This is a genomic window from Pseudomonas nitroreducens NBRC 12694 (assembly GCF_002091755.1).
Classification (GTDB): Bacteria; Pseudomonadota; Gammaproteobacteria; order Pseudomonadales; family Pseudomonadaceae; genus Pseudomonas; species Pseudomonas nitroreducens.
Genome location: NZ_BDAI01000004.1, coordinates 1 through 26,446, shown reverse-complemented (window position 1 = coordinate 26,446; position 26,446 = coordinate 1). Strand labels below are relative to the sequence as shown.

The 26,446-nt window shown below is 65.7% G+C and carries 24 protein-coding genes and 2 pseudogenes; 5 read left to right on the top strand and 21 right to left on the bottom strand.

The genetic code is table 11. The annotated features are described in order from the left end of the window. The first annotated feature begins 2 nt into the window (after positions 1-2). Together PNI01S_RS12380 and PNI01S_RS12375 are read left to right on the top strand one after the other, a co-directional pair. Entirely contained in the window at positions 3-3,146 is a 3,144-nt protein-coding gene (locus PNI01S_RS12380; RefSeq protein WP_084358355.1) for an efflux RND transporter permease subunit, read from the top strand. Position 3,147: 1 nt separating this feature from the next. Further along, positions 3,148-4,617 carry an AdeC/AdeK/OprM family multidrug efflux complex outer membrane factor gene (locus tag PNI01S_RS12375; protein WP_084358354.1) on the top strand — a complete coding sequence of 490 codons (1,470 nt, stop codon included), beginning with the start codon at positions 3,148-3,150 and terminating at the stop codon, positions 4,615-4,617. 153 nt (positions 4,618-4,770) lie between these two features. Here the strand turns inward: PNI01S_RS12375 and PNI01S_RS12370 are convergent, their stop codons facing one another. The 14 genes and pseudogenes from PNI01S_RS12370 to ubiE all read right to left on the bottom strand — a co-directional run bounded on the left by PNI01S_RS12370 (position 4,771) and on the right by ubiE (position 15,838). Beyond that, positions 4,771-5,199, bottom strand: a complete 429-nt coding sequence (locus PNI01S_RS12370) for a UPF0158 family protein (RefSeq protein ID WP_024766223.1) — start codon at positions 5,197-5,199, stop codon at positions 4,771-4,773. A 94-nt stretch (positions 5,200-5,293) separates the two neighbouring features. Continuing rightward, positions 5,294-6,157 (bottom strand): methyl-accepting chemotaxis protein, encoded by an 864-nt coding sequence (locus PNI01S_RS28835; RefSeq protein ID WP_414602898.1) that lies wholly within the window; start codon positions 6,155-6,157, stop codon positions 5,294-5,296. Continuing rightward, positions 6,152-7,240 (bottom strand): annotated as a pseudogene (locus PNI01S_RS28830) (methyl-accepting chemotaxis protein); the annotation flags it as partial. The pseudogene PNI01S_RS28830 and the gene PNI01S_RS28835, both read right to left, overlap by 6 nt. A gap of 373 nt (positions 7,241-7,613) precedes the next feature. After that, positions 7,614-8,318 carry a methyl-accepting chemotaxis protein gene (locus PNI01S_RS28825; protein ID WP_420902800.1) on the bottom strand — a complete coding sequence of 235 codons (705 nt, stop codon included), beginning with the start codon at positions 8,316-8,318 and terminating at the stop codon, positions 7,614-7,616. Between the two features lie 216 nt (positions 8,319-8,534). Further along, positions 8,535-9,527, bottom strand: a pseudogene (locus PNI01S_RS28820) (methyl-accepting chemotaxis protein); the annotation flags it as partial. Between the two features lie 186 nt (positions 9,528-9,713). Continuing rightward, the gene (locus PNI01S_RS12355; RefSeq protein WP_024766220.1) at positions 9,714-10,421 is read right to left on the bottom strand and encodes a 16S rRNA (uracil(1498)-N(3))-methyltransferase; all 708 of its coding nucleotides are present in this window, start codon (positions 10,419-10,421) and stop codon (positions 9,714-9,716) included. Further along, the gene (gene tatC / locus PNI01S_RS12350) at positions 10,418-11,215 is read right to left on the bottom strand and encodes a twin-arginine translocase subunit TatC (protein WP_084358352.1); all 798 of its coding nucleotides are present in this window, start codon (positions 11,213-11,215) and stop codon (positions 10,418-10,420) included. The genes PNI01S_RS12355 and tatC overlap by 4 nt, the downstream gene beginning before the upstream one ends. Continuing rightward, positions 11,212-11,724 carry a Sec-independent protein translocase protein TatB gene (gene tatB / locus PNI01S_RS12345; protein WP_084358351.1) on the bottom strand — a complete coding sequence of 171 codons (513 nt, stop codon included), beginning with the start codon at positions 11,722-11,724 and terminating at the stop codon, positions 11,212-11,214. Before tatB ends, tatC begins: the two co-directional genes overlap by 4 nt. A 3-nt stretch (positions 11,725-11,727) precedes the next feature. Beyond that, complete coding sequence (locus PNI01S_RS12340; protein WP_024766217.1) at positions 11,728-11,976, bottom strand: twin-arginine translocase TatA/TatE family subunit; 249 nt, start codon at positions 11,974-11,976, stop codon at positions 11,728-11,730. Between the two features lie 24 nt (positions 11,977-12,000). Beyond that, positions 12,001-12,339, bottom strand: coding sequence for a phosphoribosyl-ATP diphosphatase (locus PNI01S_RS12335; protein ID WP_024766216.1), 339 nt, complete (start codon positions 12,337-12,339; stop codon positions 12,001-12,003). After that, positions 12,329-12,742 (bottom strand): phosphoribosyl-AMP cyclohydrolase, encoded by a 414-nt coding sequence (hisI, locus tag PNI01S_RS12330; RefSeq protein ID WP_024766215.1) that lies wholly within the window; start codon positions 12,740-12,742, stop codon positions 12,329-12,331. Before hisI ends, PNI01S_RS12335 begins: the two co-directional genes overlap by 11 nt. An 83-nt stretch (positions 12,743-12,825) precedes the next feature. Continuing rightward, on the bottom strand, positions 12,826-14,436 hold the full coding sequence (ubiB, locus tag PNI01S_RS12325) for a ubiquinone biosynthesis regulatory protein kinase UbiB (protein WP_038803500.1): 1,611 nt from the start codon (positions 14,434-14,436) through the stop codon (positions 12,826-12,828). Next, positions 14,433-15,059: a ubiquinone biosynthesis accessory factor UbiJ gene (locus PNI01S_RS12320; RefSeq protein WP_256576649.1), complete on the bottom strand. Its 627-nt coding sequence runs from the start codon at positions 15,057-15,059 to the stop codon at positions 14,433-14,435. Before PNI01S_RS12320 ends, ubiB begins: the two co-directional genes overlap by 4 nt. Next, complete coding sequence (gene ubiE / locus PNI01S_RS12315) at positions 15,056-15,838, bottom strand: bifunctional demethylmenaquinone methyltransferase/2-methoxy-6-polyprenyl-1,4-benzoquinol methylase UbiE (RefSeq protein ID WP_037008118.1); 783 nt, start codon at positions 15,836-15,838, stop codon at positions 15,056-15,058. Before ubiE ends, PNI01S_RS12320 begins: the two co-directional genes overlap by 4 nt. Positions 15,839-15,988: 150 nt before the next feature. Between ubiE and PNI01S_RS12310 the strand changes: the two genes are divergently transcribed. From PNI01S_RS12310 to PNI01S_RS12300, 3 genes are all read left to right on the top strand, one after another. Beyond that, positions 15,989-16,264: a polyhydroxyalkanoic acid system family protein gene (locus PNI01S_RS12310; RefSeq protein WP_024767449.1), complete on the top strand. Its 276-nt coding sequence runs from the start codon at positions 15,989-15,991 to the stop codon at positions 16,262-16,264. Positions 16,265-16,432: 168 nt separating this feature from the next. Continuing rightward, positions 16,433-16,843, top strand: a complete 411-nt coding sequence (locus PNI01S_RS12305) for a phasin family protein (protein ID WP_024767450.1) — start codon at positions 16,433-16,435, stop codon at positions 16,841-16,843. A 10-nt stretch (positions 16,844-16,853) separates the two neighbouring features. After that, on the top strand, positions 16,854-17,792 hold the full coding sequence (locus PNI01S_RS12300) for a phasin family protein (protein WP_038803501.1): 939 nt from the start codon (positions 16,854-16,856) through the stop codon (positions 17,790-17,792). A 78-nt stretch (positions 17,793-17,870) separates the two neighbouring features. On the opposite strand, the gene PNI01S_RS12295 is transcribed toward PNI01S_RS12300, so the two are convergent. From PNI01S_RS12295 to hslV, 7 genes are all read right to left on the bottom strand, one after another. Beyond that, positions 17,871-18,485: a TetR/AcrR family transcriptional regulator gene (locus PNI01S_RS12295; protein WP_024766499.1), complete on the bottom strand. Its 615-nt coding sequence runs from the start codon at positions 18,483-18,485 to the stop codon at positions 17,871-17,873. Positions 18,486-18,664: 179 nt separating this feature from the next. Continuing rightward, positions 18,665-20,347: a class II poly(R)-hydroxyalkanoic acid synthase gene (phaC, locus tag PNI01S_RS12290; protein WP_084358349.1), complete on the bottom strand. Its 1,683-nt coding sequence runs from the start codon at positions 20,345-20,347 to the stop codon at positions 18,665-18,667. A 331-nt stretch (positions 20,348-20,678) separates the two neighbouring features. Next, positions 20,679-21,683 (bottom strand): poly(3-hydroxyalkanoate) depolymerase, encoded by a 1,005-nt coding sequence (gene phaZ, locus PNI01S_RS12285; protein WP_256576622.1) that lies wholly within the window; start codon positions 21,681-21,683, stop codon positions 20,679-20,681. Next, the gene (phaC, locus tag PNI01S_RS12280) at positions 21,680-23,359 is read right to left on the bottom strand and encodes a class II poly(R)-hydroxyalkanoic acid synthase (RefSeq protein ID WP_084358348.1); all 1,680 of its coding nucleotides are present in this window, start codon (positions 23,357-23,359) and stop codon (positions 21,680-21,682) included. The genes phaZ and phaC (PNI01S_RS12280) overlap by 4 nt, the downstream gene beginning before the upstream one ends. 514 nt (positions 23,360-23,873) lie before the next feature. Further along, the gene (locus PNI01S_RS12275; protein WP_024766503.1) at positions 23,874-24,245 is read right to left on the bottom strand and encodes a gamma-butyrobetaine hydroxylase family protein; all 372 of its coding nucleotides are present in this window, start codon (positions 24,243-24,245) and stop codon (positions 23,874-23,876) included. 93 nt (positions 24,246-24,338) lie between these two features. Then, positions 24,339-25,679 (bottom strand): ATP-dependent protease ATPase subunit HslU, encoded by a 1,341-nt coding sequence (gene hslU / locus PNI01S_RS12270; RefSeq protein ID WP_084358347.1) that lies wholly within the window; start codon positions 25,677-25,679, stop codon positions 24,339-24,341. 29 nt (positions 25,680-25,708) lie between these two features. After that, positions 25,709-26,245, bottom strand: a complete 537-nt coding sequence (gene hslV / locus PNI01S_RS12265) for an ATP-dependent protease subunit HslV (RefSeq protein ID WP_037013407.1) — start codon at positions 26,243-26,245, stop codon at positions 25,709-25,711. Between the last annotated feature and the right edge of the window lie 201 nt (positions 26,246-26,446).

The following is a 26,446-nucleotide window of genomic DNA, read 5'->3' as shown; positions in this document are numbered from 1 at the left end:
TCATGTCGAAGTTTTTCATTGACCGGCCCATTTTCGCCTGGGTAATCGCCCTGGTGATCATGCTGGCGGGCGGTCTGTCGATCCTCAAGTTGCCGGTGAACCAGTACCCGGCTATCGCCCCGCCGGCCATCGCCATCCAGGTGAGCTACCCGGGCGCTTCCGCCGAGACGGTGCAGGACACCGTGGTGCAGGTGATCGAGCAGCAGATGAACGGTCTCGACCATCTGCGCTACATCTCCTCGGAGTCCAACTCCGACGGCAGCATGACCATCACCGTGACCTTCGACCAGGGCACCAGCCCTGACATCGCCCAGGTCCAGGTGCAGAACAAGTTGCAGCTGGCCACCCCGCTCCTGCCGCAGGAAGTACAGCAGCAGGGCATCCGCGTGACCAAGGCGGTGAAGAACTTCCTGATGGTGGTCGGCGTCGTCTCCGAAGACGGCAGCATGACCAAGGAAGACCTGTCGAACTACATCGTCTCGAACATCCAGGACCCGCTGTCGCGGACTGCCGGTGTGGGCGACTTCCAGGTGTTCGGTTCGCAGTACGCCATGCGTATCTGGCTGGACCCGGCGAAGCTCAACAGCTTCCAGATGACTCCGGGCGACGTGAAGACGGCGATCCAGGCGCAGAACGTGCAGATCTCCTCCGGCCAGCTGGGCGGCCTGCCCGCGGTCAAGGGCCAGCAGCTCAACGCCACGATCATCGGCAAGACCCGCCTGCAGAGCGCCGAGCAGTTCAAGGAAATCCTCCTCAAGGTCAACGCCGACGGTTCCCAGGTTCGCCTGAAGGACGTTGCCGACGTGGCCCTGGGCGGCCAGGACTACAGCATCAACGCCCAGTTCAACGGCAAGCCGGCTTCCGGTATCGCGATCAAGCTGGCTACCGGCGCCAACGCGCTGGACACCGCCAAGTCGATCCGCGCCACCCTGGCCACGCTGGAGCCGTTCTTCCCGCAGGGCATGAAGATCGTCTACCCGTACGACACCACCCCGGTGGTCTCCGCCTCCATCCATGAGGTGGTCAAGACCCTGGGCGAAGCGATCCTGCTGGTGTTCCTGGTGATGTACCTGTTCCTGCAGAACTTCCGCGCCACGCTGATCCCGACGATCGCCGTGCCGGTGGTCCTGTTGGGCACCTTCGGCGTACTCGCCGCCTTCGGCTTCTCGATCAACACCCTGACCATGTTCGGCATGGTGCTGGCGATCGGCCTGTTGGTGGACGACGCCATCGTCGTGGTGGAAAACGTCGAGCGGGTGATGGCCGAGGAGGGCCTGTCGCCCCGCGAGGCGGCGCGCAAGTCCATGGGCCAGATCCAGGGCGCGCTGGTCGGTATCGCCATGGTGCTGTCGGCGGTGTTCCTGCCGATGGCCTTCTTCGGCGGCTCCACCGGGGTGATCTACCGGCAGTTCTCCATCACCATCGTCTCGGCCATGGCCCTGTCGGTGATCGTGGCGCTGATCCTCACCCCGGCGCTCTGCGCCACCATGCTCAAGCCCATCGAGAAGGGCGACCATGGCGAGCACAAGCGCGGCTTCTTCGGCTGGTTCAACCGCAAGTTCCTCGCCACCACCCATGGCTACGAGCGCGGCGTCACCTCGATCCTCAATCACCGCATGCCGTACCTGCTGATGTACGTGCTGATCCTCGGCGGCATGGTCTACCTGTTCACCCGCATTCCCACGGCGTTCCTCCCCGACGAGGACCAGGGCGTGCTGTTCGCCCAGGTGCAGACCCCGGCCGGTTCGTCCGCCGAGCGCACCCAGGTGGTGGTGGACTCGATGCGCGAGTACCTGCTGGAGAAGGAAAGCAGCTCGGTGGCCTCGGTGTTCACCGTGACCGGCTTCAACTTCGCCGGCCGTGGCCAGAGCTCGGGCATGGCGTTCATCATGCTCAAGCCCTGGGAAGAGCGTCCGGGCGCGGAGAACAGCGTGTTCGCGCTGGCCCAGCGTGCGCAGATGCACTTCTTCAGCTTCAAGGATGCGATGGTGTTCGCCTTCGCCCCGCCGGCGGTACTCGAACTGGGTAACGCCGTGGGCTTCGACATCTTCCTCCAGGACCAGGCTGGCGTCGGCCATGAAGTGCTGATGCAGGCGCGCAACCAGTTCCTCGGCATGGCCTCGCAGAACCCAGCTCTGCAGCGCGTGCGTCCCAACGGCCTGAACGACGAGCCGCAGTACAAGCTGCTGATCGACGACGAGAAGGCCAGTGCGCTGGGCGTCTCGCTGGCGGACATCAACACCACCGTGTCGATTGCCTGGGGCTCGAACTACGTCAACGACTTCATCGACCGCGGTCGGGTGAAGAAGGTCTATCTGCAAGGCCGCCCGAATTCGCGGATGAGCCCGGAAGACCTGGACAAGTGGTACGTGCGCAACAGCTCCGGGGAGATGGTGCCGTTCAGCGCCTTCGCCACCGGCGAATGGAGCTATGGCTCGCCGAAGCTGGCGCGCTACAACGGCGTCCCGGCCATGGAAGTCCTCGGTGAGCCGGCCCCGGGCCGCTCCACTGGTGAGGCGATGGCCGCGGTCGAGGAGATGGTCAAGCAGTTGCCCAAGGGCGTCGGCTACTCCTGGACCGGTCTGTCCTACGAGGAACGCCTGTCCGGCTCGCAGGCTCCGGCACTCTATGCCCTGTCGCTGATCGTGGTGTTCCTCTGCCTGGCGGCACTGTACGAGAGCTGGTCGATCCCGTTCTCGGTGATGCTGGTGGTGCCGCTGGGCGTCATCGGTGCGCTGCTGGCGACGTCCATGCGCGGCCTGTCCAACGACGTGTTCTTCCAGGTGGGCCTGTTGACGACCATCGGCCTGTCGGCAAAGAACGCGATCCTCATCGTGGAATTCGCCAAGGAGCTGCACGAGCGCGAGGGCAAGCCCATCGTCGCGGCCGCCATCGAGGCGTGCCGGATGCGTCTGCGCCCGATCGTCATGACCTCCCTGGCGTTCGTCCTCGGCGTGTTGCCGCTGGCGATCTCCACCGGTGCAGGCTCCGGCAGCCAGCACGCGATCGGTACCGGCGTGATCGGCGGCATGATCACCGCGACCATCCTCGCGATCTTCTGGGTACCGCTGTTCTATGTGGTGGTCAGTACCCTGTTCAAGGACAAGCTGTCCAAGGAACAGGAAGCCATTGAGAAGGGGCATTGATATGAGAAAGTCCTTACTGTTGCCCTCTTTGCATTTGGCGATAGCGGCCGGTGTGTTGTCCGGCTGCTCGCTGATCCCCGATTACGAGCGCCCCGAGGCGCCCGTGGCCGCGGCTTACCCGCAGGGCGATGCTTACGATGCGGCGCAACCGGCCAACGCCGGCGCCGACATCGGCTGGCGCGAGTTCTTCAAGGACCCGCAACTGCAGCGACTGGTCGAAGTGTCGCTGGAAAACAACCGCGACCTGCGCGTTGCCGCGCTGAACATCGAAGCTTACCGGGCGCAGTACCGCATCCAGCGGGCCGACCTGTTCCCGGCGGTGGATGCCAGCTTCGACGGCTCGCGCCAGCGCCTGCCGGCGGACCTGTCGCAGACCGGCAGTTCGATGATCAGCAGCCAGTACGGTGCGACCCTGGGCATCACGTCCTGGGAAATCGACCTGTTCGGCCGCCTGCGCGCCCTGCGTGATCAGGCGCTGGAGCAGTACTTCGCCACCGAAGAGGCGCGTCGCAGCACCCAGACCAGCCTGGTGGCCAACGTCGCCAACGCCTACCTGACGCTGCGCGCCGACCAGGCCCAGTTGCAGCTGACCCGCGACACCCTCGGCACTTACCAGAAGAGCTACGACCTGACCAAGCGCAGCTACGACGTCGGTGTCGCCTCGGCGCTGGACCTGCGCCAGGCGCAGACCTCGGTGGAAAGCGCACGGGCGACTCTGGCGCAATACACCCGCCTGGTGGCGCAGGACCAGAATGCCCTGGTGCTGCTGCTCGGTTCCGGCCTGCCGGCGGACCTGCCGCAAGGCCGTGGCCTGGGTGACGAACTGCTGGCCACCGTGCCGGCGGGCCTGCCCTCCGACCTGCTGCAGCGCCGCCCGGACATCCTCCAGGCGGAGCACCAGCTCAAGGCGGCCAACGCCAACATCGGCGCGGCGCGCGCGGCGTTCTTCCCGAACGTCAGCCTGACCGCCAACGCCGGCACCATCAGCCCGGACCTCGGTGGCCTGTTCGACGGCGGTTCCGGCACCTGGCTGTTCAAGCCGTCGATCAGCCTGCCGATCTTCAACGCCGGCAGCCTGCGCGCGAGCCTGGACCTGGCCAAGGTGCAGAAGGACATCAACGTCGCGCAGTACGAGAAAGCCATTCAGACTGCGTTCTCCGAGGTGGCGGATGGTCTTGCCGCCCGTGGCACCTTCAACGAGCAACTGCAGGCGCAGCGCGCGCTGGTGGACGCCAGCAGCGAGTACTACCGCCTGGCCGACAAGCGCTACCGCACCGGTGTGGACAACTACCTCACCCTGCTCGATGCGCAACGCTCGCTGTTCAGTGCCCAGCAACAGCTGATCTCCGACCGCCTCAACCAGCTGACCAGCGAGGTCAACCTGTACAAGGCCCTCGGCGGCGGCTGGCAGGCCACGGCAGCTCAGGCCAAGCCGATCTCCAGCGAGGCCCCCGAAGGCCGGTTGTTCTGATCGAGAACAGAAACGCCGCCCCTTGGGGCGGCGTTTCTGTTTGGGCGGCGGGGCATGGTCCGCTGCGTGGGCGTGGCCGATCACGGACGAAGCCCGCTCCTACCGGCCAAAGGTTGCTTGCCATGGGAGCGAGCTTGCTCGCGAACCCGCGGGCTACAGCATCGCGCCTTGAGCGGCCGGCTGGATCTGGTTGTCTGCCAGCCAATCCAGCGCGCACTCGCGCAGTCGCTCACCCTGGTAGACATACCAGGCCTGCAGCAGCTCGGGATAACCCATCAGCACATGGCGGAAAGCCTTGAACGGCTTGCGCCCCTCGATGGCGTTGGCCAGGGCGGAATAGGCGTGCGGCTGTGGCACTTCGCGGAGGAACTCGCGCATCAGCTCCAGCGACTGGCCGCTGCTCAGCGGTTCGATGGGCAGCAGGCGTTCCGGCTCGCGGTGCAGCAATTCGGCCAGTTCGGGATCGGGGTCTTCTTCGGGAATCAGCAGCACCTGGCCGCTGAACAGGTCGAGGTAGTGATCGATACCCTGGGTGTCGAGCGCGAAGGCGAGTTCGTCGAGGTCGATGGTCAGCGGGCGCATGGTCACTCTCCCTATATGGCGAGTGACCGATCCTACGCCATGCGCATGACAATTGTCCCGCTGGCCGGTGCGGACGCACCGGCCAGCCGAGGCCTCACAGGCGGAAGCGCCCTACCTGCAGCTGCAGCTCGTTGCCCAGGCGCGCCAATTCGGTGCTGGAACTGGCAGTCTGTTCGCTGGCGGCAGCCGACTGGTCGGCGATCTCGCGCACCTGCACCACGCTGCGGTTGATCTCCTCGGCGACGCTGCTCTGCTCCTCGGCGGCGGAGGCGATCTGCAGGTTCATGCCCTGGATGTCGGCCACGGTGCGGGCGATCACCCCCAGCGCCTCGCCGGCGCGGCGGGTCAGCTCCACCGAACTGCCGGTCAGGCGGCGGCTGTCGTCCATGCGCGTCACCGCTTCCTGGGCGCCGCGTTGCAGGCCGGCGATCAGGCCCTCGATCTCGGCGGTGGAGGACTGGGTACGCTGGGCCAGGCCGCGTACCTCGTCAGCGACCACGGCGAATCCGCGCCCGGCCTCGCCGGCACGGGCGGCCTCGATGGCGGCGTTGAGCGCCAGCAGGTTGGTCTGCTCGGCGACCGACTTGATCACATCCAGCACGCTGCCGATCTTTTCACTTTCCTTGCGCAGCAGCTCCATGGCCTCGGCGGAGCGATCCACTTCGATGGCCAGGCGGTCGATCTGGTTCACCGCATCCCGTACCACCTGGTCGCCTTGGCGCGCCTGCTGGTCGGCCTGTTGTGCGGCGGCGGAGGCCTGCTCGGCGTTGCGCGCGACTTCCTGCACGGTAGCGGCCATTTCATGGATGGCGCTGGCGACCTGCTCGGTTTCCACGCGCTGGCTGTTCACCCCGGCGCGGGTCTGCTCGGTGACGGCGGAGAGTTCGTCAGCGGCGGTGGCTAGTTGGCTGACGCTGCCGCCGATGTGGCCGAGCAGCTGCGACAGGCTTTCGCGCATGCGCATCATCACGCGCTGCAATTGGCCCAGCTCGTCGCTGCGCTGCAGGTTGAGGTCACGGGAAAGGCCCTGGGACAGGTCGCCCTGGGCAATGCGCCCGGCCAGCTCCAGCGCCTCATGCAGCGGGCGGACGATCTGGCGGTTGATGGCCCAGCCCGACAGCATGCCGAAGGCGAGCGCCAGGAGGGCGATGAGAATCTGCCGGGTCCTGGCGGCGGCGGTCTCGGCGTCGTTGCGCGCAAGGGTGTCGTCGTAAAGGTGGCTGGCGGCTGCAAGTAGCGCTTCGCTGGCGCCGTTCAGGCCCTTGCGTGCCTGCAGCGTGGCGTTGACGCCGTCGCGGAACTGTTCGATGCCGCTGCGGTAGTTCTGCAGGTCTTTCAGGGCCGTATTCAGACCGTCGGCGGCGATGGCTGGTAACTGGTTCTGCAGCGCGGAGCCGGTGTCGCGCAGCTTGTCGAAGGCGGCGAAGGCGGCCTGTTCGGCATTGGCAGACTGCTCGAAGACGTAGCCGCGCACCTGGTAGCGCACCACCAGCAGTTGCTGGTGCAGTTGGCCGACGGCCTGGGCGCTGTGCAGCAACTGGCTATCGCCGGGTTGCTCGGCGAGCAGGTCGAAGAGCTGCTTGTCCAGTGCCTCGAAGGCCTGCAGGGCGCTCTGCGCGCTGCCCACCAGGGTGCTGCGGGCCTGGGTGCGCTGGTCCACGGCGCGGGTCAGGGCGCTGAAAGCCTCGCGGTATTCGCTCACCGCCTGGCGTGCGGCGCTCAATTGTCTGGCATCGATATCGCTGCCTTTCAGGCGCCGCTCGATCAGCTCCAGCATCTTCGTGCTGTGCTGCTCGACGCGCTCGGCCTGGCTGCGATCGCCGCCCAGTTCGAACTGCAGGCGGGCGAGGTTGGCCTGCTGGCTGAGGTCGTTGAGTTCGGTAATGGTCGCCATCTGCTCGCCGCGCCCGGCCTGGTTGTCCAGGCTGTGCAGGCCGCTGAGCAGGACCAGCAGGGTGAGGAAGAGGAGAATACCGAAGCCCACCACCAGCTTCAGGCTGACGTTCAGGCGTCCCAGCTGTACTACTAGCCAATCGTACATGTCGAATACTCCAGGCAGGCGTTGCCACGGGATCGACGGCCCGTGGCTGGCAAGAACAGGTGTGCAGAGGCGAGGTGGAATTGTCGGGACGCATCTTCGTGCGTCAGAGGCTATCGGCGGGAGCTGCAGAAACTGAAGGCGCGAATTCGCCGCGGGGTTTGTCGCGTGGCGCGGGAGCTCTTGTAGGAGCGAGCTTGCTCGCGAACCGATCCCGCAGCAGGGTTTGTTCGTGAGCAAGCTCGCTCCTACGGATTCGGGATTGCCCTTAGCTCTCCCAGGGGGGGGAGCTGAGGGGGAAGCCCCGATGCCGATGTCCGGTAGGGAGAAATAAAAAAGGCCCGCATTGCGCGGGCCTTTTTCGTGGCGGGCCGGATCAGACGCGGAAGCGGCTGACCAGCACTTGCAGCTCGTTGCCCAGGCGCGCCAGCTCGACGCTGGAGGCGGCGGTTTCCTCGCTGGCGGCGGCGGTCTGCTCGGAGATGTCGCGCACGTTCATCACGCTGCGGTTGATCTCCTCGGCCACCGCACTCTGTTGCTCGGAAGCGGCGGCGATCTGCTGGTTCATCGACTGGATGGTCGACACGGTGCGGGTGATGGCGCCCAGGCGCTCGCCGGCGCGGCGGGTCAGGTCGACGGTGCTGACGGTCAGGTCGCGGCTGGTCTCCATCATCTGCACGGCCTGTTGGGTGCCGCTCTGCAGGCCGGCGATCAACTCTTCGATCTCCTCGGTGGAGGATTGGGTACGCTGCGCCAGGCCGCGCACCTCGTCGGCCACCACGGCGAAACCACGCCCGGCGTCGCCAGCACGGGCGGCTTCGATGGCGGCGTTGAGCGCCAGCAGGTTGGTCTGCTCGGCCACGGCCTTGATCACATCCAGCACGCTGCCGATCTTCTCGCTTTCGCGCTTGACCTTGAGAACCGAATCGTTGGTGCGGTCGACTTCGTTGGCCAGGCGGTCCATCTGGCCCACCGCTTCCTTGACAGCGCCTTCGCCTTCGCGGGCTTCACGGTCGGCGGTGGCGGCCGCTTCGGAAGCCTCCTCGGCGTTGCGCGCGACCTCCTGCACGGTGGCGGCCATTTCGTTCATGGCGGTGGCGACCTGGTCGGTCTCGGTCTTCTGGTTGTTCACCCCGGCGCTGGTCTGCTCGGTCACCGCGGACAGCTCCTCGGCGGCGCTGGCGATCTGCGTCACGCCATCGTGGATGCGGCCGATCAGCTCGCGCAGGGACAGGTTCATGCGCTGCATGCTCTTCTGCAACTGCCCCAGCTCGTCGTGGCGGTTGGTGGGGATATCGCGGGAGAGGTCGCCGTCGGCGATGCGCTCGGCGTGGCCCAGCACGTCGCGCAGCGGATTGACGATCTGCCCGGTGATGATCCAGGCGGCGATGCTGCCCAGCACCAGGGCGACCAGCGTGGCCAGGCCCAGCAGAGTCTTGGCGGTGGCAACGCCGGCGTCGCGTTTGGCGGTCTGGGTGGTGGTCAGCTCGTTGCTCAGCTTCTCGATCTGCTGGCCACTGTCGCGCATGCGGTCACGGGCAGCCTGGCTGTCGTTGACTTCGTTGCGGTAGTTGGTCAGCGCGTTGCGGTAAGTCTCCAGCGCATCGAGGGTGGCGCGGAACTCGTCGTTCAGCTCGGCCGGCGAAGTGCTCATGTCGCTCTTCACGCCGTCGATCAGCTTCTGCAGCCCGGAGAAGGCCGGCTGCTCCAGGTTCTGCGCGTCGGTACTGGTGTAGGCCATGACCTGCAGGCGCGCCTGCATGACGGCGCGGCCAATGCCGGCGAGGTCTTGCAGGTGCTGCAGGCTCTCGGCGCTGCCGCCAGTGACCAGCTTCTGCTCGGCCTTCTGCAGGCCTTCGCTGACGGCACCAGCGGATCTGACCAGCACCTGCTTGGCGGCGTCGCGCTCCTCGAACGACTTCAGCAGTTGGGCGTAGAGCTTGCGGTACTCCATGCTCAGTTCATGCTGCTGGTCGATGACGCGACGGTCCTCGGCCTCGGTGAACTTATCGCTCAGCGAACGATGGCGCTGGTCCAGCTTGTCCAGCGTATCGAGCACCGCCTTGGCGTCTTCCGGGGCACGAGTGGACTGGAATTTCAGACGGGCGATGCGCAGGTCCTTGGCGATGGCCACCAGCTCGGAAATCTCGCCGAGTTTGTCGCCGCGGTTGATCACATTGCTCAAGTTGATCCAGCCAGTGAGGGCGATCAGCAGGGTGAGCAGCAGCACCAGGCCGAAGCCCGATGCCAGTTTGAGTTTGACACTGAGGTTGTTGAACCAGCGAAACATGAAGGCGGCGCTCCAGGGGTTGTACGAGGCCGGTACGCATGGCTGAGCGGGAAATGCGCAGAGTGGGGGACGACCGGTAGCCCAGATATCGGCTCGATTGCCTGGAACTGAAGTGTTTCGAGTTACTTTTCTGACTGGTGGTTCACGCTGGAGGCCGCGTGGTTACTGGCCTGTAGCCATTTCAAGTTAGAACAGGCGTGCCAGAAGTGCGGTCACGGCAGTCTCGACGCGCAGGATGCGCTCGCCCAGTTGCACGGGGTTCAAACCGGCCTCGCGCAGCTTCTCCACCTCATAGGGAATCCAGCCGCCTTCCGGGCCGATGGCCAGGGTCACCGGTTCGCTCAGCGCCCGCGGGCATTCCGGCCACGGGCCCGGGTGGCCGATCAGGCCGAGGCTGCCGGCAGCGAGGGCGGGCAGGCGATCCTCGACGAAGGGCTTGAAGCGCTTCTCGATGATCACTTCGGGCAGCACGGTGTCGCGTGCCTGTTCGAGGCCGAGGATCAGTTGCTCGCGCACTGCTTCGGGTTCGAGGAAGGGCGTCTGCCAGAAGCTCTTTTCCACCCGGTAGCTGTTGAGCAGCACCAGGCGCGGCACACCCATGGCGGCGACGGTCTGCAGCACACGGCGGAGCATCTTCGGGCGGGGCAGGGCGAGCAGCAGGGTGAGCGGCAGTTTGGACGGCGGAGCCTGATCGAAGCTGACCTGCAACTCCGCTTCGTTGGCTTCCAGGCGCAGCAGGCGACCTTCGCCCATCAGGCCACCGAGGCGGCCGACGCGCAGGCGGTCGCCGCTTTCGGCGCGGTGGACTTCCTGCAGGTGGGTCAGGCGGCGGTCGCGCAGGATCACGCGATCCGCCGCGACGAAGTCGGCATCGTCGAGCAGCAGCAGATTCACTGGCGGGTAGCCGGCGGCTGGTCGCCCTTGGATTCGTCTTCCTCGGTTTCCGGTCCGCGCTTGCGGATCAGGTGGCTGAACAGCACGCCGGCCTCGAACAGCATCCACATCGGCACCGCCAGCAGGGTTTGCGATAGCGGGTCCGGCGGAGTGAGGATCATGCCGACGACGAAACAGCCGATGATCACGTAGGGGCGGATCTTCTTCAGGTAGGCCACGTCGACTACGCCGATCCACACCAGCAGCACGGTGGCGACAGGAATCTCGAAGGCCACGCCGAAGGCGAAGAGCAGGGTGAGGAAATCCAGGTAGCTGTTGATGTCGGTCATCGGCGTCACGCCTTCCGGGGCCTGGCCGAGGAAGAAGTGGAACATCAACGGGAACACCAGGAAGTAGGCGAAGGCCATGCCGGCGTAGAACAGCACGATGCTGGAGGCCAGCAGCGGCAAGGCGACGCGCTTCTCGTGCTTGTACAGGCCGGGCGCGATGAAGCCCCAGACCTGGCCTAGGATCACCGGCATGGCGATCAGTACGGCGACGATCATGGTCAGCTTCAGCGGTGCGAGGAAGGCCGACGCCGGGTCGATGGCGATCATGGTCGCGCCTTCGGGCAGGAAGCGCCGCAGCGGCTCGGAGGCCAGCGCATAGATCTTCTGCGAGAAGTACAGCAGGCCGATGAAGATCACGAAGATCGCCACCACGCAGCGCAACAGGCGCGTACGCAGTTCGGTCAGGTGCGAGACCAGGGGCATTTCCTGGTCGTGTTCGGGCTGGTCGGGTTTTTCGGCGCTCATGGGGTACGCGGCGTCTCGGAAGAAGCGGGCGGCTGGCTTGCGGCAGTCGGTTGGCTCGGCTGGTCGGCTTGCGTTGCCTGCGGCGCAGCAGGCGCCGGCTGCGTAGCGGCAGGCGGGACAATACCCGCGCCCGGCAGGCTGTTCAGCCGGCTATTGGGCGCGATGGTCGGCGCCGCGGGCGGTTCAGCGGGCGCGTCCTGGCCTTCGGGCTGGGCCGGCTGTTGCGGATTGAAGGCTTCCCGGGCCTGGTCCTGCAGGTCGGTCAGCGGCGCCATCAGCTTCTTGGCTTCCTGTTCCATCTGCAGGATGTGCTCGTTGTGCAGCTGGCGACGGATTTCATCCGCGCCCAGCTCGCGCTCCACTTCCGTCTTGATGGCGTTGAAGCTGCGCTTGAGCCGGCCGATCCAAAGGCCTGCCGTGCGCGCGGTGCCCGGCAGGCGGTCGGGGCCGAGCACCAGCAGGGCGACGAGCCCGACCAGCAGCAGTTCGCTGAAGCTGATACCGAACATGAATCAGTCCTTGCGCGCCGGCTCTTCGACCTTGTGCGCCTGGGCGTCGATGGTGTGCGGCTGGTTCAGCGGCGGAGTGCCGGCAGCGGCGTTCGGGTCTTTCTTCTCGTCTTCCTCGGTGTTCATCGCCTTCTTGAAGCCCTTGATGGCTTCGCCGACGTCCGAGCCGAGGTTCTTCAGGCGCTTGGTGCCGAAGACCAGGACCACGACGATCAGGATGACGACCCAGTGTTTCCAGTCAAAGATGCCCATCTTGTTCTCCTCGAATTGTTCGTATCAGGCCGACGGTTGGCGCGAGGCTTTTTCGTCATGCCCGGAAAGACCGAAGCGGCGGTCCAGCTCGTCCAGTACTGCCTGCGGGTGCTGGCCAAGGGCGGCGAGCATCACCAGGGAGTGGAACCAGAGGTCGGCCGTTTCGTAGATCAGGTCCGTGCAGTCACCGCTGGTGGCGGCGTCCTTGGCGGCGAGAATGGTTTCCACCGACTCTTCGCCCACCTTCTCCAGGATCTTGTTCAGGCCCTTGTGATACAGGCTGGCCACGTAGGAGCTGTCCGGTGCGGCATTCTTGCGCGCTTCGAGGACTTCCGCCAGACGGGCGAGGGTATCAGTGCTCATGGGGTTTTCCTGTACCTACGTGGGAGTAGATGGCATCCGGGTCCTTGAGGACCGGGTCGACGGTCTGCCAGGCGCCGTTCTCGAACACCCGGTAGAAGCAGCTCTCGCGGCCGGTGTGGCAGGCGATGCCGCCCAGTTGCTCGACCATCAGGATCACCACGTCGGCGTCGCAGTCCAGGCGCAGCTCGTGCAGTTTCTGCACGTGCCCGGAGTCCTCGCCCTTGCGCCAGAGCTTGCCGCGCGAGCGCGACCAGTAGATGGCGCGGTTCTCGGCGGCGGTGAGGGCCAGGGCCTCACGGTTCATCCAGGCCATCATCAGCACGCGGCCGGTGCGATGGTCCTGGGCGATCGCCGGCACCAGTCCATCGGCATTCCACTTGATTTCGTCCAGCCAGTCTTTCATCTCGGGTTCCGTACAGCGGGCACGCTCTGTGCCCGGAGCCACTGTATACAACGCTTAAGTGTGCCAGTCAGTGGGGCGACTGGCTATCGGCGCAGAATCAGATACAGACCGCCGGCCAGCATCGCCCAGGCTGGCCAGGCGGCGAGGCTGTGGGTGGCGAGGCCGGTTTCGGCGGCGCCGGCGACCAGCACCGCGCCGATCAGCCGCGCCGGCCAGGCGGCCGCGCCGGGGCCGCGGGTTTCGACGACCAGGCGCTTGTCCGGGTCGGGATCGTGGGACAGCCGCTCCAGCGTCTCGCGGGTCATCTGCGCCAGGTGCGGCAACTGCTCGATATGTTGCTGGGCGTTGCGCAGCAGGGTGCCGGGGCTCATGCGCTCGCGCATCCAGCGTTCCAGGTAGGGCTGCGCGGTGGTCCACAGGTCCAGCTCCGGGTAGAGCTGGCGGCCCAGGCCTTCGATGTTCAGCAGGGTCTTCTGCAGCAGTACCAGCTGCGGCTGCACTTCCATGTTGAAGCGCCGTGCGGTCTGGAACAGGCGCAGCAGCACCTGGCCGAAGGAGATGTCCTTGAGCGGCTTCTCGAAGATCGGCTCGCACACGGTGCGGATCGCCGCCTCGAAATCGTTGACTTTGGTTTCCGCCGGCACCCAGCCCGAGTCGATGTGCAACTGGGCGACCTTGCGGTAGTCGCGCTTGAAGAAGGCGATCAGGTTGCGCGCCAGGTAGTCCTGATCCTCGTCGGTGAGGCTGCCGACGATACCGCAGTCCACCGCAATGTACTGCGGGCTCCAGGGCGTGCGGGTGCTGACGAAGATGTTGCCGGGGTGCATGTCGGCGTGGAAGAAGCTGTCGCGGAACACCTGGGTGAAGAAGATCTCCACACCGCGCTCTGCCAGCGCCTTGAAGTCGGTGCGCTGGTCGCGCAGGGTTTCCAGGTCGGTCACCGGAATGCCGTAGATGCGCTCCATCACCAGCACCTTGGGGCGGCACCAGTCCCAGTAGACCTGGGGCACGTAGAGCAGCGGCGAACCTTCGAAGTTGCGCCGCAGCTGCGAGGAGTTGGCCGCTTCACGCAGCAGGTCCAACTCGTCGTAGATGGTCTTCTCGTAGTCGCTGACCACTTCGGCCGGGTGCAGGCGGCGGGCGTCGGCGGAGATGCGCTCGGCGGTGCGGGCGAGGATGTGCAGCCAGGCGATGTCGGAGCGAATTACCGGCTCGAGGTTCGGGCGGATGACCTTCACCACCACGTCCTCGCCGCTCTTCAGCTGCGCGGTGTGCACCTGCGCCACCGAGGCGGAGGCCAGCGGTTCGCGCTCGAAGCGGGAGAACACCTGCTCGATCTTCGCGCCGAGCTGCTGTTCGATGAGTGCCACTGCCTGTTCCGGCGGGAAGGGCGGCACCTTGTCCTGGAGGAAGGCCAGCTCCAGGGCGATGTCGTCGGGCAACAGGTCGCGGCGGGTAGAGAGTATCTGGCCGAACTTGATGAAGATCGGCCCGAGGTCTTCCAGCGCCAGCCGGATGCGCGCGCCCCGGCTGAGCTCCAGCGGTTTGCGCGGCAGCCAGCGCCAGGGCAGCAAACCGCCCAGCAGGCGCAGCCACCACGGCAGGAAGGGCAGTTCGAGGACCATGTCGTCCAGGCGGTAGCGGATGGCTACGCGCTGGATGCGCAGCAGGCGGCGGAAGGCGAGCAGCTTCATGCGTCGGGTTTGATCTTCTGGGTCAGGCGGGTGATCCGCGCGTCGAGGCGGTCGAGGGACATCTTCAACTGGTCCAGCTCGGCGAAGCGTGCTTCGGCTTCGTGCTGGCCGACCAGGCTGCGGCTCTCCTCGGCGAGGTAGTCGGCGAGGCTCAGGCGCAGGCTTTCCAGGCTGTCGCCGGCCCAGGCCATGCCGCCGCGCAGGCGCGCGCCGAGCAGGTGCGCGGGCACCGGGCCGAGCCAGCGGGAGACTTCATACTCCCAGTCCAGCTCCAGGCTCTGGAGGATATCGGCCAGCTCCAGCAGCATCGCGCTGTCGCCGCCCATGGCCACTTCAGGGCTGTGCAGGACACGGGTCTTGTCCTTGGCCAGTGCCAGTTGCAGCAGGCTGCCGGCCGGCGCGACGAGGGTGCAGTCGGCCTGCGCCTCGTGGTGCGCGGCGAGGTGCAGGCCGTCGGCGTCGGGCAGGATGAACAGCGTGAGCGCGGGCGCCTGGCAGTCCACTTCCAGCACCTTGCCGGCGAGCCGGCCAAGGCGCTTCAGCGCCACGCCATCGAGCCGCAGCACGCGGTTGACGGTGGCTTCGGCGCTGGCCAGGGCGGCCTGCAGGAGCAGGGTCATCAGGGCTTGATGCCGCGGTGCAGGGCGACCACGCCGCCGGTCATGTTGTGGTAGGTGACGCGGTCGAAGCCGGCCTCCACCATCATCGACTTCAGCGTTTCCTGGTCGGGGTGCATGCGGATCGATTCGGCCAGGTAGCGGTAGCTCTCGGCATCGTTGGTCACCAGCTTGCCCATCAGCGGCAGCAGGGTGAAGGAGTACGCGTCGTACGCCTTGGACAGCAGGCTGCTGGTGGGCTTGGAGAACTCCAGCACGAGCAGGCGGCCGCCGGGCTTGAGCACCCGCAGCATGGAGCGGATGGCTTCGTCCTTGTGGGTGACGTTGCGCAGGCCGAAGGCGATGGTTACCGCGTCGAAATAATTGTCGGGGAACGGCAGCTTCTCGGCGTCGGCCTGAACGAAGCTGACGTTGCCGGCGACGCCGCTGTCGAGCAGCTTGTCGCGGCCGACCTTGAGCATCGAGGCGTTGATGTCGGCCAGCACTACTTCGCCGGTCGGGCCGACCAGGCGGGAGAACTGGCGGGTCAGGTCGCCGGTGCCGCCGGCGATGTCCAGCACCCGGTTGCCGGCGCGCACGCCGGACAGCTCGATGGTGAAGCGCTTCCACAGACGGTGGACGCCGCCGGACATCAGGTCGTTCATCAGGTCGTACTTGGCGGCGACCGAGTGGAACACCTCGGCGACCTTCTCGGCCTTCTCGCTCTCGCGCACGGTCTTATAGCCGAAGTGCGTGGTGGGATCGGCGCTGTCCTGGCCGGCTTGGGGTTTGCGCGGTTCGCTCATGGCGTTTCTACCCTGGAAGTCAGTGGCGGGCATTCTAACAGGATGCGAAGAAAACGCCGCCCCGCTCGCCGCCGCAAGAGGGATGCCGGGGTGCGGCGATACGGCGCGGCGCGTATCATCTGGATAGTCAGTCACTCGCGGAGTTCCAGCATGTCCCGTATCCACGTCGAACGTTCCCACTCCCTCGGCCTCGAAGCCGCCCGCGCCAAGGCGGAGAAGCTCGCCGACAAGCTCGGCCGCGAGCACGGCGTGAGCAGCGAGTGGCAGGGCGACACCCTGCTGTTCAAGCGCAGTGGCGTGGACGGGCGCATCGAAGTGGGCGCGGACAAGGTCGCGGTCGACGTGAAGCTGGGCCTGATGCTCTCGGCCATGGGCGGCCTGCTCAAGGGCGAGATCGAGCGCGCGCTGGACAAGGCGCTGGCCTGATACCTTGCGGCCCCGCTCCCTGCGGGGCCAGGCCGCTTTCGGGCGGTGCCGGCTTTCCTACAAAGCCTGGTATGTGTTTTCTAATTTTCCCCGATACCTTGGCCCACAGTCCCGCCTTCGCGGGCAGCTGTTCGACATCATCGAATCAGAACCCTGTGAGGTGCCACCATGGCCAAGGCTGTCAGCAAGAAGAAAGTCGTAGAACTCGAATCCTCCCTCTACTCCGATGCCAAGCACTACGCGCGGCAGATCTGGCTCGCGGGCCTGGGCACCTACGCCAAGGTGGGCCAGGAAGGCAGCGAGTACTTCAAGGAACTGGTCAAGTCGGGCGAGTCCGTGGAGAAGAAAGGCCGTGACCTGGTGAACACCCAGATCGACGCCGCCAACGACAGCGTCAAGGGTCGCCTGCACAGCGTCAAAGCCAAGCTCAACTTCGACAGGATCGAGGAAGCGTTCGATGCGCGTGTCGCCTCCGCCCTCAATCGAATCGGAATTCCCTCCAGGCGTGATGTGGAGGCGCTCTCTGCTAAGCTGGATGAGCTGAGCGCAGTGCTCGAGCGTGTCGCGAGAACCCAATAAGGAGAGCAGGATGGCTGGCAAAAAAACTACCGATAAAAAAGAGTCCAGTTGGATCGGCGAGATCGAGAAATACTCGCGGCAGATCTGGCTGGCTGGCTTGGGGGCCTACTCGAAGGTCAGCAAGGACGGCAGCAAGGTGTTCGAGACCCTGGTCAAGGACGGCGAGAAGGCTGAGAAACTGGCCAAGACCGAAGTCGAGGGTGCGGTGAAGACTTCCACCCGTTCCGCGAAGGCGCGCGTCGATGCCGTCAAGGGCGCCGCGATCGGCAAGTGGGGCGAGCTGGAAGAGGCCTTCGACAAGCGCCTGAACAGCGCGATTTCGCGCCTGGGCGTACCGAGCAGCCGTGAAGTGAAGGACCTGCACAGCAAGGTCGACAGCCTCACCAAGCAGATCGAGAAACTCACCGGCGTCAGCGTCAAGACCGCCAAACCGGCCGCCAAGGCCGCCGCCAAACCCGCAGCGAAAGCAGCCGCGAAACCCGCTGTGAAGACCGCAGCGTCCAAGCCGGCGGCCAAGACCGCTGCGAAGCCTGCTGCCAAACCGGCTGCCAAGCCCGCCGCGAAAACCGCTGCGAAGCCGGCTGCCAAGGCTGCTGCGAAACCTGCTGCCAAGCCTGCCGCGAAACCGGCTGCCAAGGCCGCGGCCAAGCCTGCTGCCAAACCGGCCGCCAAGCCCGCTGCTGCGAAAGCCGCTGCGAAGCCGGCAGCCAAGCCCGCGGCGAAACCGGCTGCTGCCGCCAAGCCTGCCGCTGCGAAACCTGCAGCCAAGCCGGCCGCGGCGAAGAAGCCCGCCGTGAAGAAACCCGCTGCACCCAAGGCCGCCGCCAAGCCGGCTGCTCCGAAGCCGGCAACCGCTCCGGCCGCCACCCCGGCACCGTCGGCCCCTGCCGCCGCGCCGGCCGTGACGCCGTCCGCTGCCGCTCCGGCAACGCCGTCGTCCCAGGCCTGACCGGTCTGTTGCAACACCCACGCCCGGCCTAATGCCGGGCGTTTTCATTCTCCCAAGGGAAAAGCTTGCGGGGAAAAGTCAGGGGGCGAGGTAGCGCTTGGCGAGGCGCTCGGCGATCAGCTGCGAGTCGGGGCGCAGGTGCGGCGCCACCAGCATCATCACCTGGAACACCACGTGGCGGACGTCGCCCTCGTGGCCGAGGATGCGCTGGTAATCCAGCGAGAACAGCAGGGTCAGGGTGATCTGCTCGACCAGTTGGCCGAGGGCCTCGGTATCGCTGAGCAGTTCGTCCTGCGCCTTGAGTTGCGCCAGCAGGGTGGCCAGCGTGCGCTTGAGCTGGTTGAGCCAGGCGCGCATGCCGCGGGCCAGTTTGGGCAGCTTTCCGGAGAGGTTGGAGAGGTCCTGGAATAGGAAGCGGTAGTGCGCCAGGCGCTCGACGATCAGGTGCAGGAACAGCCAGTAGTCTTCGGCGCCTAGCCGCACGTCTTCGGGCGGGTCGAGCAGTGGCGCGAGTTCGTCCTGGAAGCGCTCGAACAACGCCAGCACCAGCGGCTCCTTGCCGTGGAAGTGGTAATAGAGATTGCCCGGGCTGATGCCCAGTTCGGTGGCGATCTCCAGGGTTGAAACGTTGGGCTCGCCCTGCTCGTTGAACAGCTGCAGGGCGCATTCGAGAATCCGGTCGCGCGTTTTCATCCGTGTTCTTGTTCCAGCCGCGGTGGAGCCGACGATAGCCGTGGGGAGGGTGGCTGCCAATGGCTGCGCGGCAAACTTCTGCACGGAGCGTTTTTTGCGCTGCGTCCCCCCATCCTGCAAGAGCCTTTACGGTGCCAGCTGTGGAGGTGGGGCGGGCAACCCGTATCGGGTTGCCGCGCTCAGCGTACGTGCACGTACGTTCCCGGCGCGGCCTCTTTCGGTGGATGCTCGGCGTTGCCCAGCTCGAAGCTCACCGGGCGTCGCTCGCCCGAGCGCTGCTGGATCCACTCCAGCCACAGCGGCCACCAGCTGCCTTCCTGGCGCTTGGTGTCGTAATACCAGGCGCGCGGGTCGGAGCTGATCTTGCCGTTCTCGAAATAGCAGGCCTTGGGGTTGCCAGGCGGGTTGAGGATGCTCTGGATATGCCCGCTGTTGGACAGCACGAAACGGCTGTCGCCACCCAGCAGTTGAGCCGAGCGATACACCGCGTCCCACGGGGTGATGTGGTCGGTGATGCCGGCGACGTGGAAGTTGTCCACGGCCACCTTCTTCAGGTCGATGGCGCTGCCGTTGACCTCCATGGCGCCGGGGCGGGCCAGCGGGTTGTGCTTGAAGAAGTCGAGGAAGTCGCCGTGCAGCGCGGCGGGCAGGCGGGTGTTGTCGTTGTTCCAGTAGAGGATGTCGAAGGCCGGCGGCTGCTTGCCCAGCAGGTAGTTGTTGACCCAGTAGTTCCAGATCAGGTCGTTGGGGCGCATCCAGGCGAACACCTTGGCCATGTCACGGCCGTCGAGAACGCCGTGCTGGTAGGAGCGGCGCTTGCTGCTCTCCAGGGTCTGCTCGTCGGCGAACAGCGCGGCGGGAGTTTCCACCTGGCTGTCCAGCAGGCTGACCAGGTAGGTCGCGCTGGCGATCTTGCGCAGTTGCCGGCGCGCCTGCAGGTGGCCCTGCAGGGCTGCGATGGTCAGGCCGCCGGAGCAGGCGCCCATCAGGTTGACGCTGCGGCTGCCGCTGATGGAGCGGCACGCCTCGATGGCTTCATCCAGCGCCGTGACGTAGGTCGACAGCCCCCATTCGCGATGACGCGCGTCGGGGTTGCGCCAGCTGACCATGAATACCTGCAGGTTATTCTTCAGGGCGTACTGGACGAAGCTCTTCTCCGGCGACAGGTCGAAGATGTAGAACTTGTTGATCTGCGGCGGCACGATCAGCAGCGGCTTGGCATGCAGGTGTTCGCCCATCGGCTTGTACTGGATCAGCTCCAGTACCTCGTTGCGGAACACCACGGCACCGTGCGTGGTGGCCAGGTTCTGGCCGATCTCGAAGGCGCTGCGGTTGACCTGGCTGGGCATGCCGCCGTTGTGCATCAGGTCGTCGAGCAGATGCTGCACGCCCTTGAGGACGCTCTGTCCGCCGGTATTGAACAGCTCTTTCACCGCCAGGGGGTTGAGCAGTGTGTTGGACGGCGAGGCGGCGTCGGAGAGGATCGACAGCAGGAACCGAGCGCGGGCGCGGTCGTCGGGCTTCAGATCGCTCTCGTCGACCCACGCCAGCAACTGCTTCTGCCAGGCCAGGTAGGCCTGCACGGTACGCCGGTACAGCGGGTTCAGCCGCCAGGACGGGTCCTGGAAGCGCGCGTCCTGCGGGTTGGGTTGCAGCGGCGAGTCGCCGATCAGCACCTTGCCCACCTGCTTGCCGAACGCCGCCAGGTGCTTCGCCGAATGCATCGGCTGGCGCACGCCCTGCAGCGCCAGCATGCGCAGGGTGGACAGCATGTCCTTGCCGCGCAGGCCGACTATCGCACTCTGCGCATTCATGTATTGGGTGGGAACGGGGACGCTACCAGGCTCAGCTTTCTCTCGCATGAACAGCACTCCGTAAAGGGTCCGACCTGCCAAAGGCGAAGCAAGGGCTGTACCGGACTCGCGAGGAGCCCGTTCCAGACGCTTGTCGCCGGTTCGAGGGATGTGCACGGGTATCGACGCGAGAGGAAACTGCCCGAAAACAGGGCAGCGGATCAGCAGCCGGGTTGCCCTGCGGACACCGGTGAGGGTGGCCGCAGCGCTGTCCCGATTCAGGCGCTACGTGTCGATACCCGTGAACACGCCTGTTTGTTGTTCGGCTCTTTAAAAAAAGTGCCTGCGCAGCGATCGGTCAAGGCAGGATGACCTCGAACTGTGACGAAGCCGTGATCCGTCAGCTGGCCTTGGGAGTGAATGGCCGGGGGTGGATGACAGCGCGCTGCCGTTCCTCCTGGAGGAACTTCATGATGATCGGCGCCACGGTTTCGGCACGGGTCACCAGGAACAGGTGGCCGTCGTCGATCACGTGGAGCTCGGCGTTGGGGATGCGCCAGGCCAGCATGCGCATGTTGATCAGCGGGATGATCGGGTCGTCGTCGCCGGCGAGGATCAGCGTCGGCTGACGGATCTTGTGCAGCCAGTGGATGCTGGTCCAGCCGAGGCCGGCGAACAGCTGCCAGTAGTAGCCCATCTTGCCGGATGAGCGGACCTTGCTGGCGAAGGCCATGGCCAGCTTGGGATCGCGGCGGAAGGCGCCGCCGTAGATGTCCGGCGCGATGTGCACACCGTAGGACGGCTGGATGTAGCGCCGCGGGCTGGCCATGCGCCAGAGCACCTTGGGCTTGCCCGGCACCATCACCGCGCCAGCGGCAGTGGCGGCGAGGATCAGCTTCTTGCAGCGCTCGGGATAGTCATGGGCGAACTGCTGCGCCAGGGCACCGCCCCAGGACACGCCGATGGCGGTCACCTGGCCGTAGTCCAGGTAATCGAGCATCCGCGCGGCCAGCTTGGCCAGGCCGGGGAAGCGGTACGGCGTGCTGGGTGTGGACGAGCCGCCGACGCCGGGAACGTCGAAGGCGATCACCTCCAGGTCCGGGTCGAGCGCGGCGACGAAGGGGAACACCAGTTCGAGGTTGGCGCCGATGCCGTTGAAGATCAGCAGCGGCGTCATGTGCTTCTTGCCCGGGCGCACGGCGGTGCGGATGGTCTGCCCGTCGAGTTCGATGGTGCGGAACTCGAAGGGCTGCGCCGCCGGCGCCTTGCTCGGCAGGATCTCCTCGCCGCTGCGTTTGCTGCGTGCGCGCCGGCTCGTCGGCGCGGCCACTTCCACGGCCGTCGACGATTCTGAGGAGTTGGCGTCGTCCACGGCGCCGGCTTGCGGGAGGAGTTCTGTTTTCATCGTTCGTGTACGTAGGTTCCGGGGGAGGCTTCGCCAGCCGGGTGGGCCTTGTTGCCCAGGACGGTCGGTGCCTTTTTCAGCTTGCCTGCGCGCTCGGCCAGCCATTGTTGCCAGTGCAGCCACCAGGAGTCGGCGTGCTTGCTGGAGTTTTCCTGCCAGGTCTTGGAGTCGACGGAGAGGTCGGGGCCGGTCATAAAGCGTGCCTTGGGGTTGCCCGGCGGGTTGAGGATGCTCTGGATGTGCCCGCTGTTGGACAGGATGAACTCGCACTTGCCGCCCAGCAGGCGGGCGGAGCGGTAGCAGGCTTCCCACGGCGTGATGTGGTCGGACAGGCCGGCCACGCAGTAGAAATCGCAGGTGACCTGCTTGAGGTCGATCGGCGTGCCGGAGACTTCCAGCGCGCCGGGGCGGGTCAGCGGGTTGGTCTTGAACATCTCCACCAGCTCGCCGTGCAGCGCGGCCGGCAGGCGCGTGGTGTCGTTGTTCCAGAACAGGATGTCGAAGGCCGGCGGCTCGTTGCCCAGCAGGTAGTTGTTGACCCAGTAGTTCCAGATCAGGTCGTTGGGGCGCATCCAGGCGAACACCTTGGCCATGTCCTTGCCTTCCAGCACGCCGGACTGGTACGAGCGGCGCTTGGCGGCTTCCAGGGTCTTCTCGTCGGCGAACAGGGCGACCTGGGTGTCCAGTTCGAAGTCGAGCACACTGACCATCTGGGTAAAGGCGTGCACCTTGTTCTCGCCCAGCGCCGCGTAGTGGCCCAGCAGGGTGACGGTGGTGATGCCGCCGGAGCAGGCCCCGAGCATGTTCAGGTCCTTGCTGCCGGTGATCTTCAGGACCACGTCGATGGCTTCCTTGAGCGCCTCGATGTAGGTGGTCAGGCCCCACTCGCGCTGCGCCTTGGTCGGGTTGCGCCAGCTGACGATGAAGGTCTGGATCTGGTTGCGCAGGCTGAAGCGCGCCAGGCTCTTCTCCGGCGACAGGTCGAAGACGTAGAACTTGTTGATCTGCGGCGGCACTACCAGCAAGGGGCGCTCGTGCACGCTCTCGGTGATCGGCTTGTACTGGATCAGCTCCAGCACGTCGTTGCGGAACACCACGGCGCCTTCGGTCACGGCCAGGTTCTTGCCGACCTCGAAGGCGTCCATGTTCACCTGGCTGGGCATGCCGCCATTGTGCACCAGGTCCTTGGCCAGGTGGGTGAGACCGTCGAGCAGGCTCTTGCCGCCGGTCTCGAAGAAGCGTTTGACCGCTGCCGGGTTGGACAGCGTGTTGGTCGGTGCCATGGCCTCGGTCATCAGGTTGATGACGAACTGGCCGCGGCTGATGTCCTGGGGCGACAGGTCGCTCTCGCCCATCCAGGTGTGCAGCTCCTTGCGCCACGCCAGGTAGGTCTGCAGGTAGCGGCGGTAGAGCGGGTTCTGGCTCCAGGCCGGGTCGTTGAAACGGCGGTCGTCGTCCGACGGCTTCAGTTCGGATTTGCCGAGCAGCACGTTCTTCAGTTCGAGGCCGAAGTGGGTCACGTGCTTGGCGCTGTGGAAGGGCTGCTTGATCGCTTGCAGCAGCACCATGCGGGCAGAGGTGAGCAGATCCTTGCCGCGAATCCCGATCACCGGGTTCAGGGCAAGTGTGTTTTCCGCGGCTTGCTGGGGTAGATCGCTGTTGTTCTTCTGGGTCATCGGCGACGCTCCATTGTCCTGAGACGCATACTGGCGGGGCTCACCTTCGTGACATGAGGCCAGGTACTGCTCGGGGTTGCGGAACGTGGAGACAGCTCCACGCGATTCATCTACTTGGCGGCATCACTGGAACTTCAGGTGACCACGCTCTGTGCACTGTAACTCCGTACATTGCACTGCCTTGGTTACCCGAGTTTCCTTCGCCGCGCAAGCTGGTGCAGCGTGGGCCTTCTCTTGGAAGTATGTCGGGAAAAGTTAGAAAACGCGCCCTAGAGCGGGGGGATCTCGCCAACTCCCTGACAGCGGCCACGCGAACAGCAGTCTGCCGGAGGAATGTTGCAAATGGCGTGCCCTGGGCGATTGCCCGACGAAGGTTGGTACGAAGGGTGGAGCGGGAACGGGGCGAACGACCTGTAGGAGTGAGCTTGCTCGCGAACCGATTCCGCAGCGGCGCTATTCGCGAACGAGGACTGGACGTTCCCCTTCCTGCAGAAGAGCAGTGGCGCGGGGAGGCTCAGAGCATCAGCTTGACCACGGACTCCGACGGGTCTCGCGACTTGCCGGCTTTCTCCAGCTGCGCCAGGTAGTCGGCCCACATCTCGTCGTGGCGCACGCACAGCTCATAGAGGTAGTCCCAGGTGAACAGTCCGCTGTCGTGGCCGTCGTCGAAAGTCAGCTTGAGCGCGTACTGACCGGCCGGCTCCAGGTTGCTCAGGCCGACATTCAGCTTGCCCACCTGCAGCACCGGGTTGCCGTGGCCCTGGACTTCCGCCGATGGCGAATGCACGCGCAGGAACTCGGCGGGCAGATCGTAGGATTGGTCGCCATAGGTCAGCGAAAGCTTCTTCGAGGCCTTGTGCAGCTTGATGGCGGAAGGAATGCGCATGGACGGCTCCTGAGCGACGATCCCGGCATTGTAGCGCCGGCTGAAAATAAACGGGGCGCCCTGAGGCGCCCCGTCGCTGTGGCGTCGATCCGCTTACAGGATGTAGCGCGACAGGTCCTCGTCCTGGGCCAGTTCACCCAGGTGGCCGTTGACGTAGGCCGCGTCGATCACGATGGCCTTGTCGCTGTGTTCGCTGGCGAGGTCGGCGGCGTCGAAGGACACCTCTTCGAGCAGGCGCTCGAGCAGGGTGTGCAGGCGCCGGGCACCGATATTCTCGGTCTTCTCGTTGACCTGGAAGGCGATCTCCGCGAGGCGTTTGATGCCGTCGGCGGCGAACTCGATGTCCAGCCCTTCGGTCTTCAGCAGCGCGGTGTACTGCTCGGTCAGCGACGCATGCGGCTCGCTGAGGATACGCTCGAAGTCGCTCGGGCTCAGGGCTTTGAGCTCGACGCGGATCGGCAGGCGGCCCTGCAGTTCCGGCACCAGGTCGCTAGGCTTGGACAGGTGGAAGGCGCCCGAGGCGATGAACAGGATGTGGTCGGTCTTCACCATGCCCAGCTTGGTGTTCACGGTGCAACCCTCGATCAGCGGCAGCAGGTCACGCTGCACGCCCTCGCGGGAGACGTCGGCGCCGCCGACATTGCCGCGCTTGGCGATCTTGTCGATCTCGTCGATGAAGACGATGCCGTTCTGCTCCACCGCTTCCAGGGCGCGGGCCTTGAGGTCTTCTTCATTGACCAGGCGCTGCGCTTCCTCGTCGCGGATCAGCTTCATGGCCTCGGCGACCTTCAGCTTGCGGCTCTTGCGCTTGCCCTTGCCCATGTTGGAGAACAGGCTCTGCAGCTGGTTGGTCATCTCCTCCATGCCGGGCGGGGCCATGATTTCCACGCCCGAAGGAATGTCGGCGACCTCGATGTCGATTTCCTTGTCGTCCAGCTGGCCTTCGCGCAGGCGCTTGCGGAACAGCTGGCGGGTGTTGGAGTCCTCGCGGGCCGGCTCGTCACCGAAACCGGCGGTACGCGCCGGCGGCAGCAGGGCGTCGAGGATGCGCTCTTCGGCGGCGTCTTCGGCGCGGTACTTGACCTTCTGCACTTCCTGCTCGCGGAGCATCTTGATCGCGGCATCGGCGAGGTCGCGGATGATCGACTCGACGTCACGGCCGACGTAGCCGACCTCGGTGAACTTGGTCGCTTCCACCTTGATGAAAGGCGCGTTGGCCAGCTTGGCCAGGCGACGGGCGATCTCGGTCTTGCCGACGCCGGTCGGGCCGATCATCAGGATGTTCTTCGGCGTCACCTCGGCGCGCAGTTCGGTCGGCAGCTGCATGCGCCGCCAGCGGTTGCGCAGGGCGATGGCGACGGCGCGCTTGGCGTCGTCCTGGCCGATGATGTGGCGGTTGAGTTCGTGGACGATCTCGCGGGGAGTCATGGACATTTGACGGGTTACTCCGGAGCGACAACGCCTCAGAGGGCGCTGTCGAGCTCCTCGATGGTCAGGTTCTGGTTGGTGAACACGCAGATCGAGCCGGCGATGTTCAGCGCGGTCTCGGCGATTTCGCGGGCGCTCATCTCGTCGTTGGCTTTCTGCAGCAGCGCCATGGCGGCCGCCTGGGCGAAGCCACCGCCCGAACCCATGGCGATCAGGCCATGCTCGGGTTCGACCACGTCGCCGTTGCCGGTGATGATCAGCGAGGCATCCTTGTTGGCCACCGCCAGCATGGCCTCCAGGCGGCTCAGGGAACGGTCGGTACGCCAGTCCTTGGCCAGCTCGACGGCAGCGCGCACCAGGTGGCCCTGGTGTTTTTCCAGCTGTTGCTCGAAGCGTTCGAAGAGGGTGAAGGCATCGGCGGTGGCGCCGGCGAAGCCGGCCAGTACTTCACCGTGGTACAGGCGGCGGACTTTCTTCGCGTTGCCTTTCATCACGGTGTTGCCCAGGGAAACCTGGCCGTCGCCGCCCATGACGACTTTGCCATTGCGGCGGACAGATACGATGGTGGTCAAGGGTCTTACTCCACACTAGCGGGGCGATGTGCCCGAATGCAGAGTCAGATGGGGACTCGGTCGGCGGGGTTCAAGTCCTGCACCGGACGAGCAGTGCGCATTTCACGCGCCACTCGTCGGTGCGGGCCTTGGAATCAGCGGGTCTGGCGCTGCTGTAACAGCAGGTTGCTGAAGCCGTTGCCGGCCAGTTGCTTCTGCGCG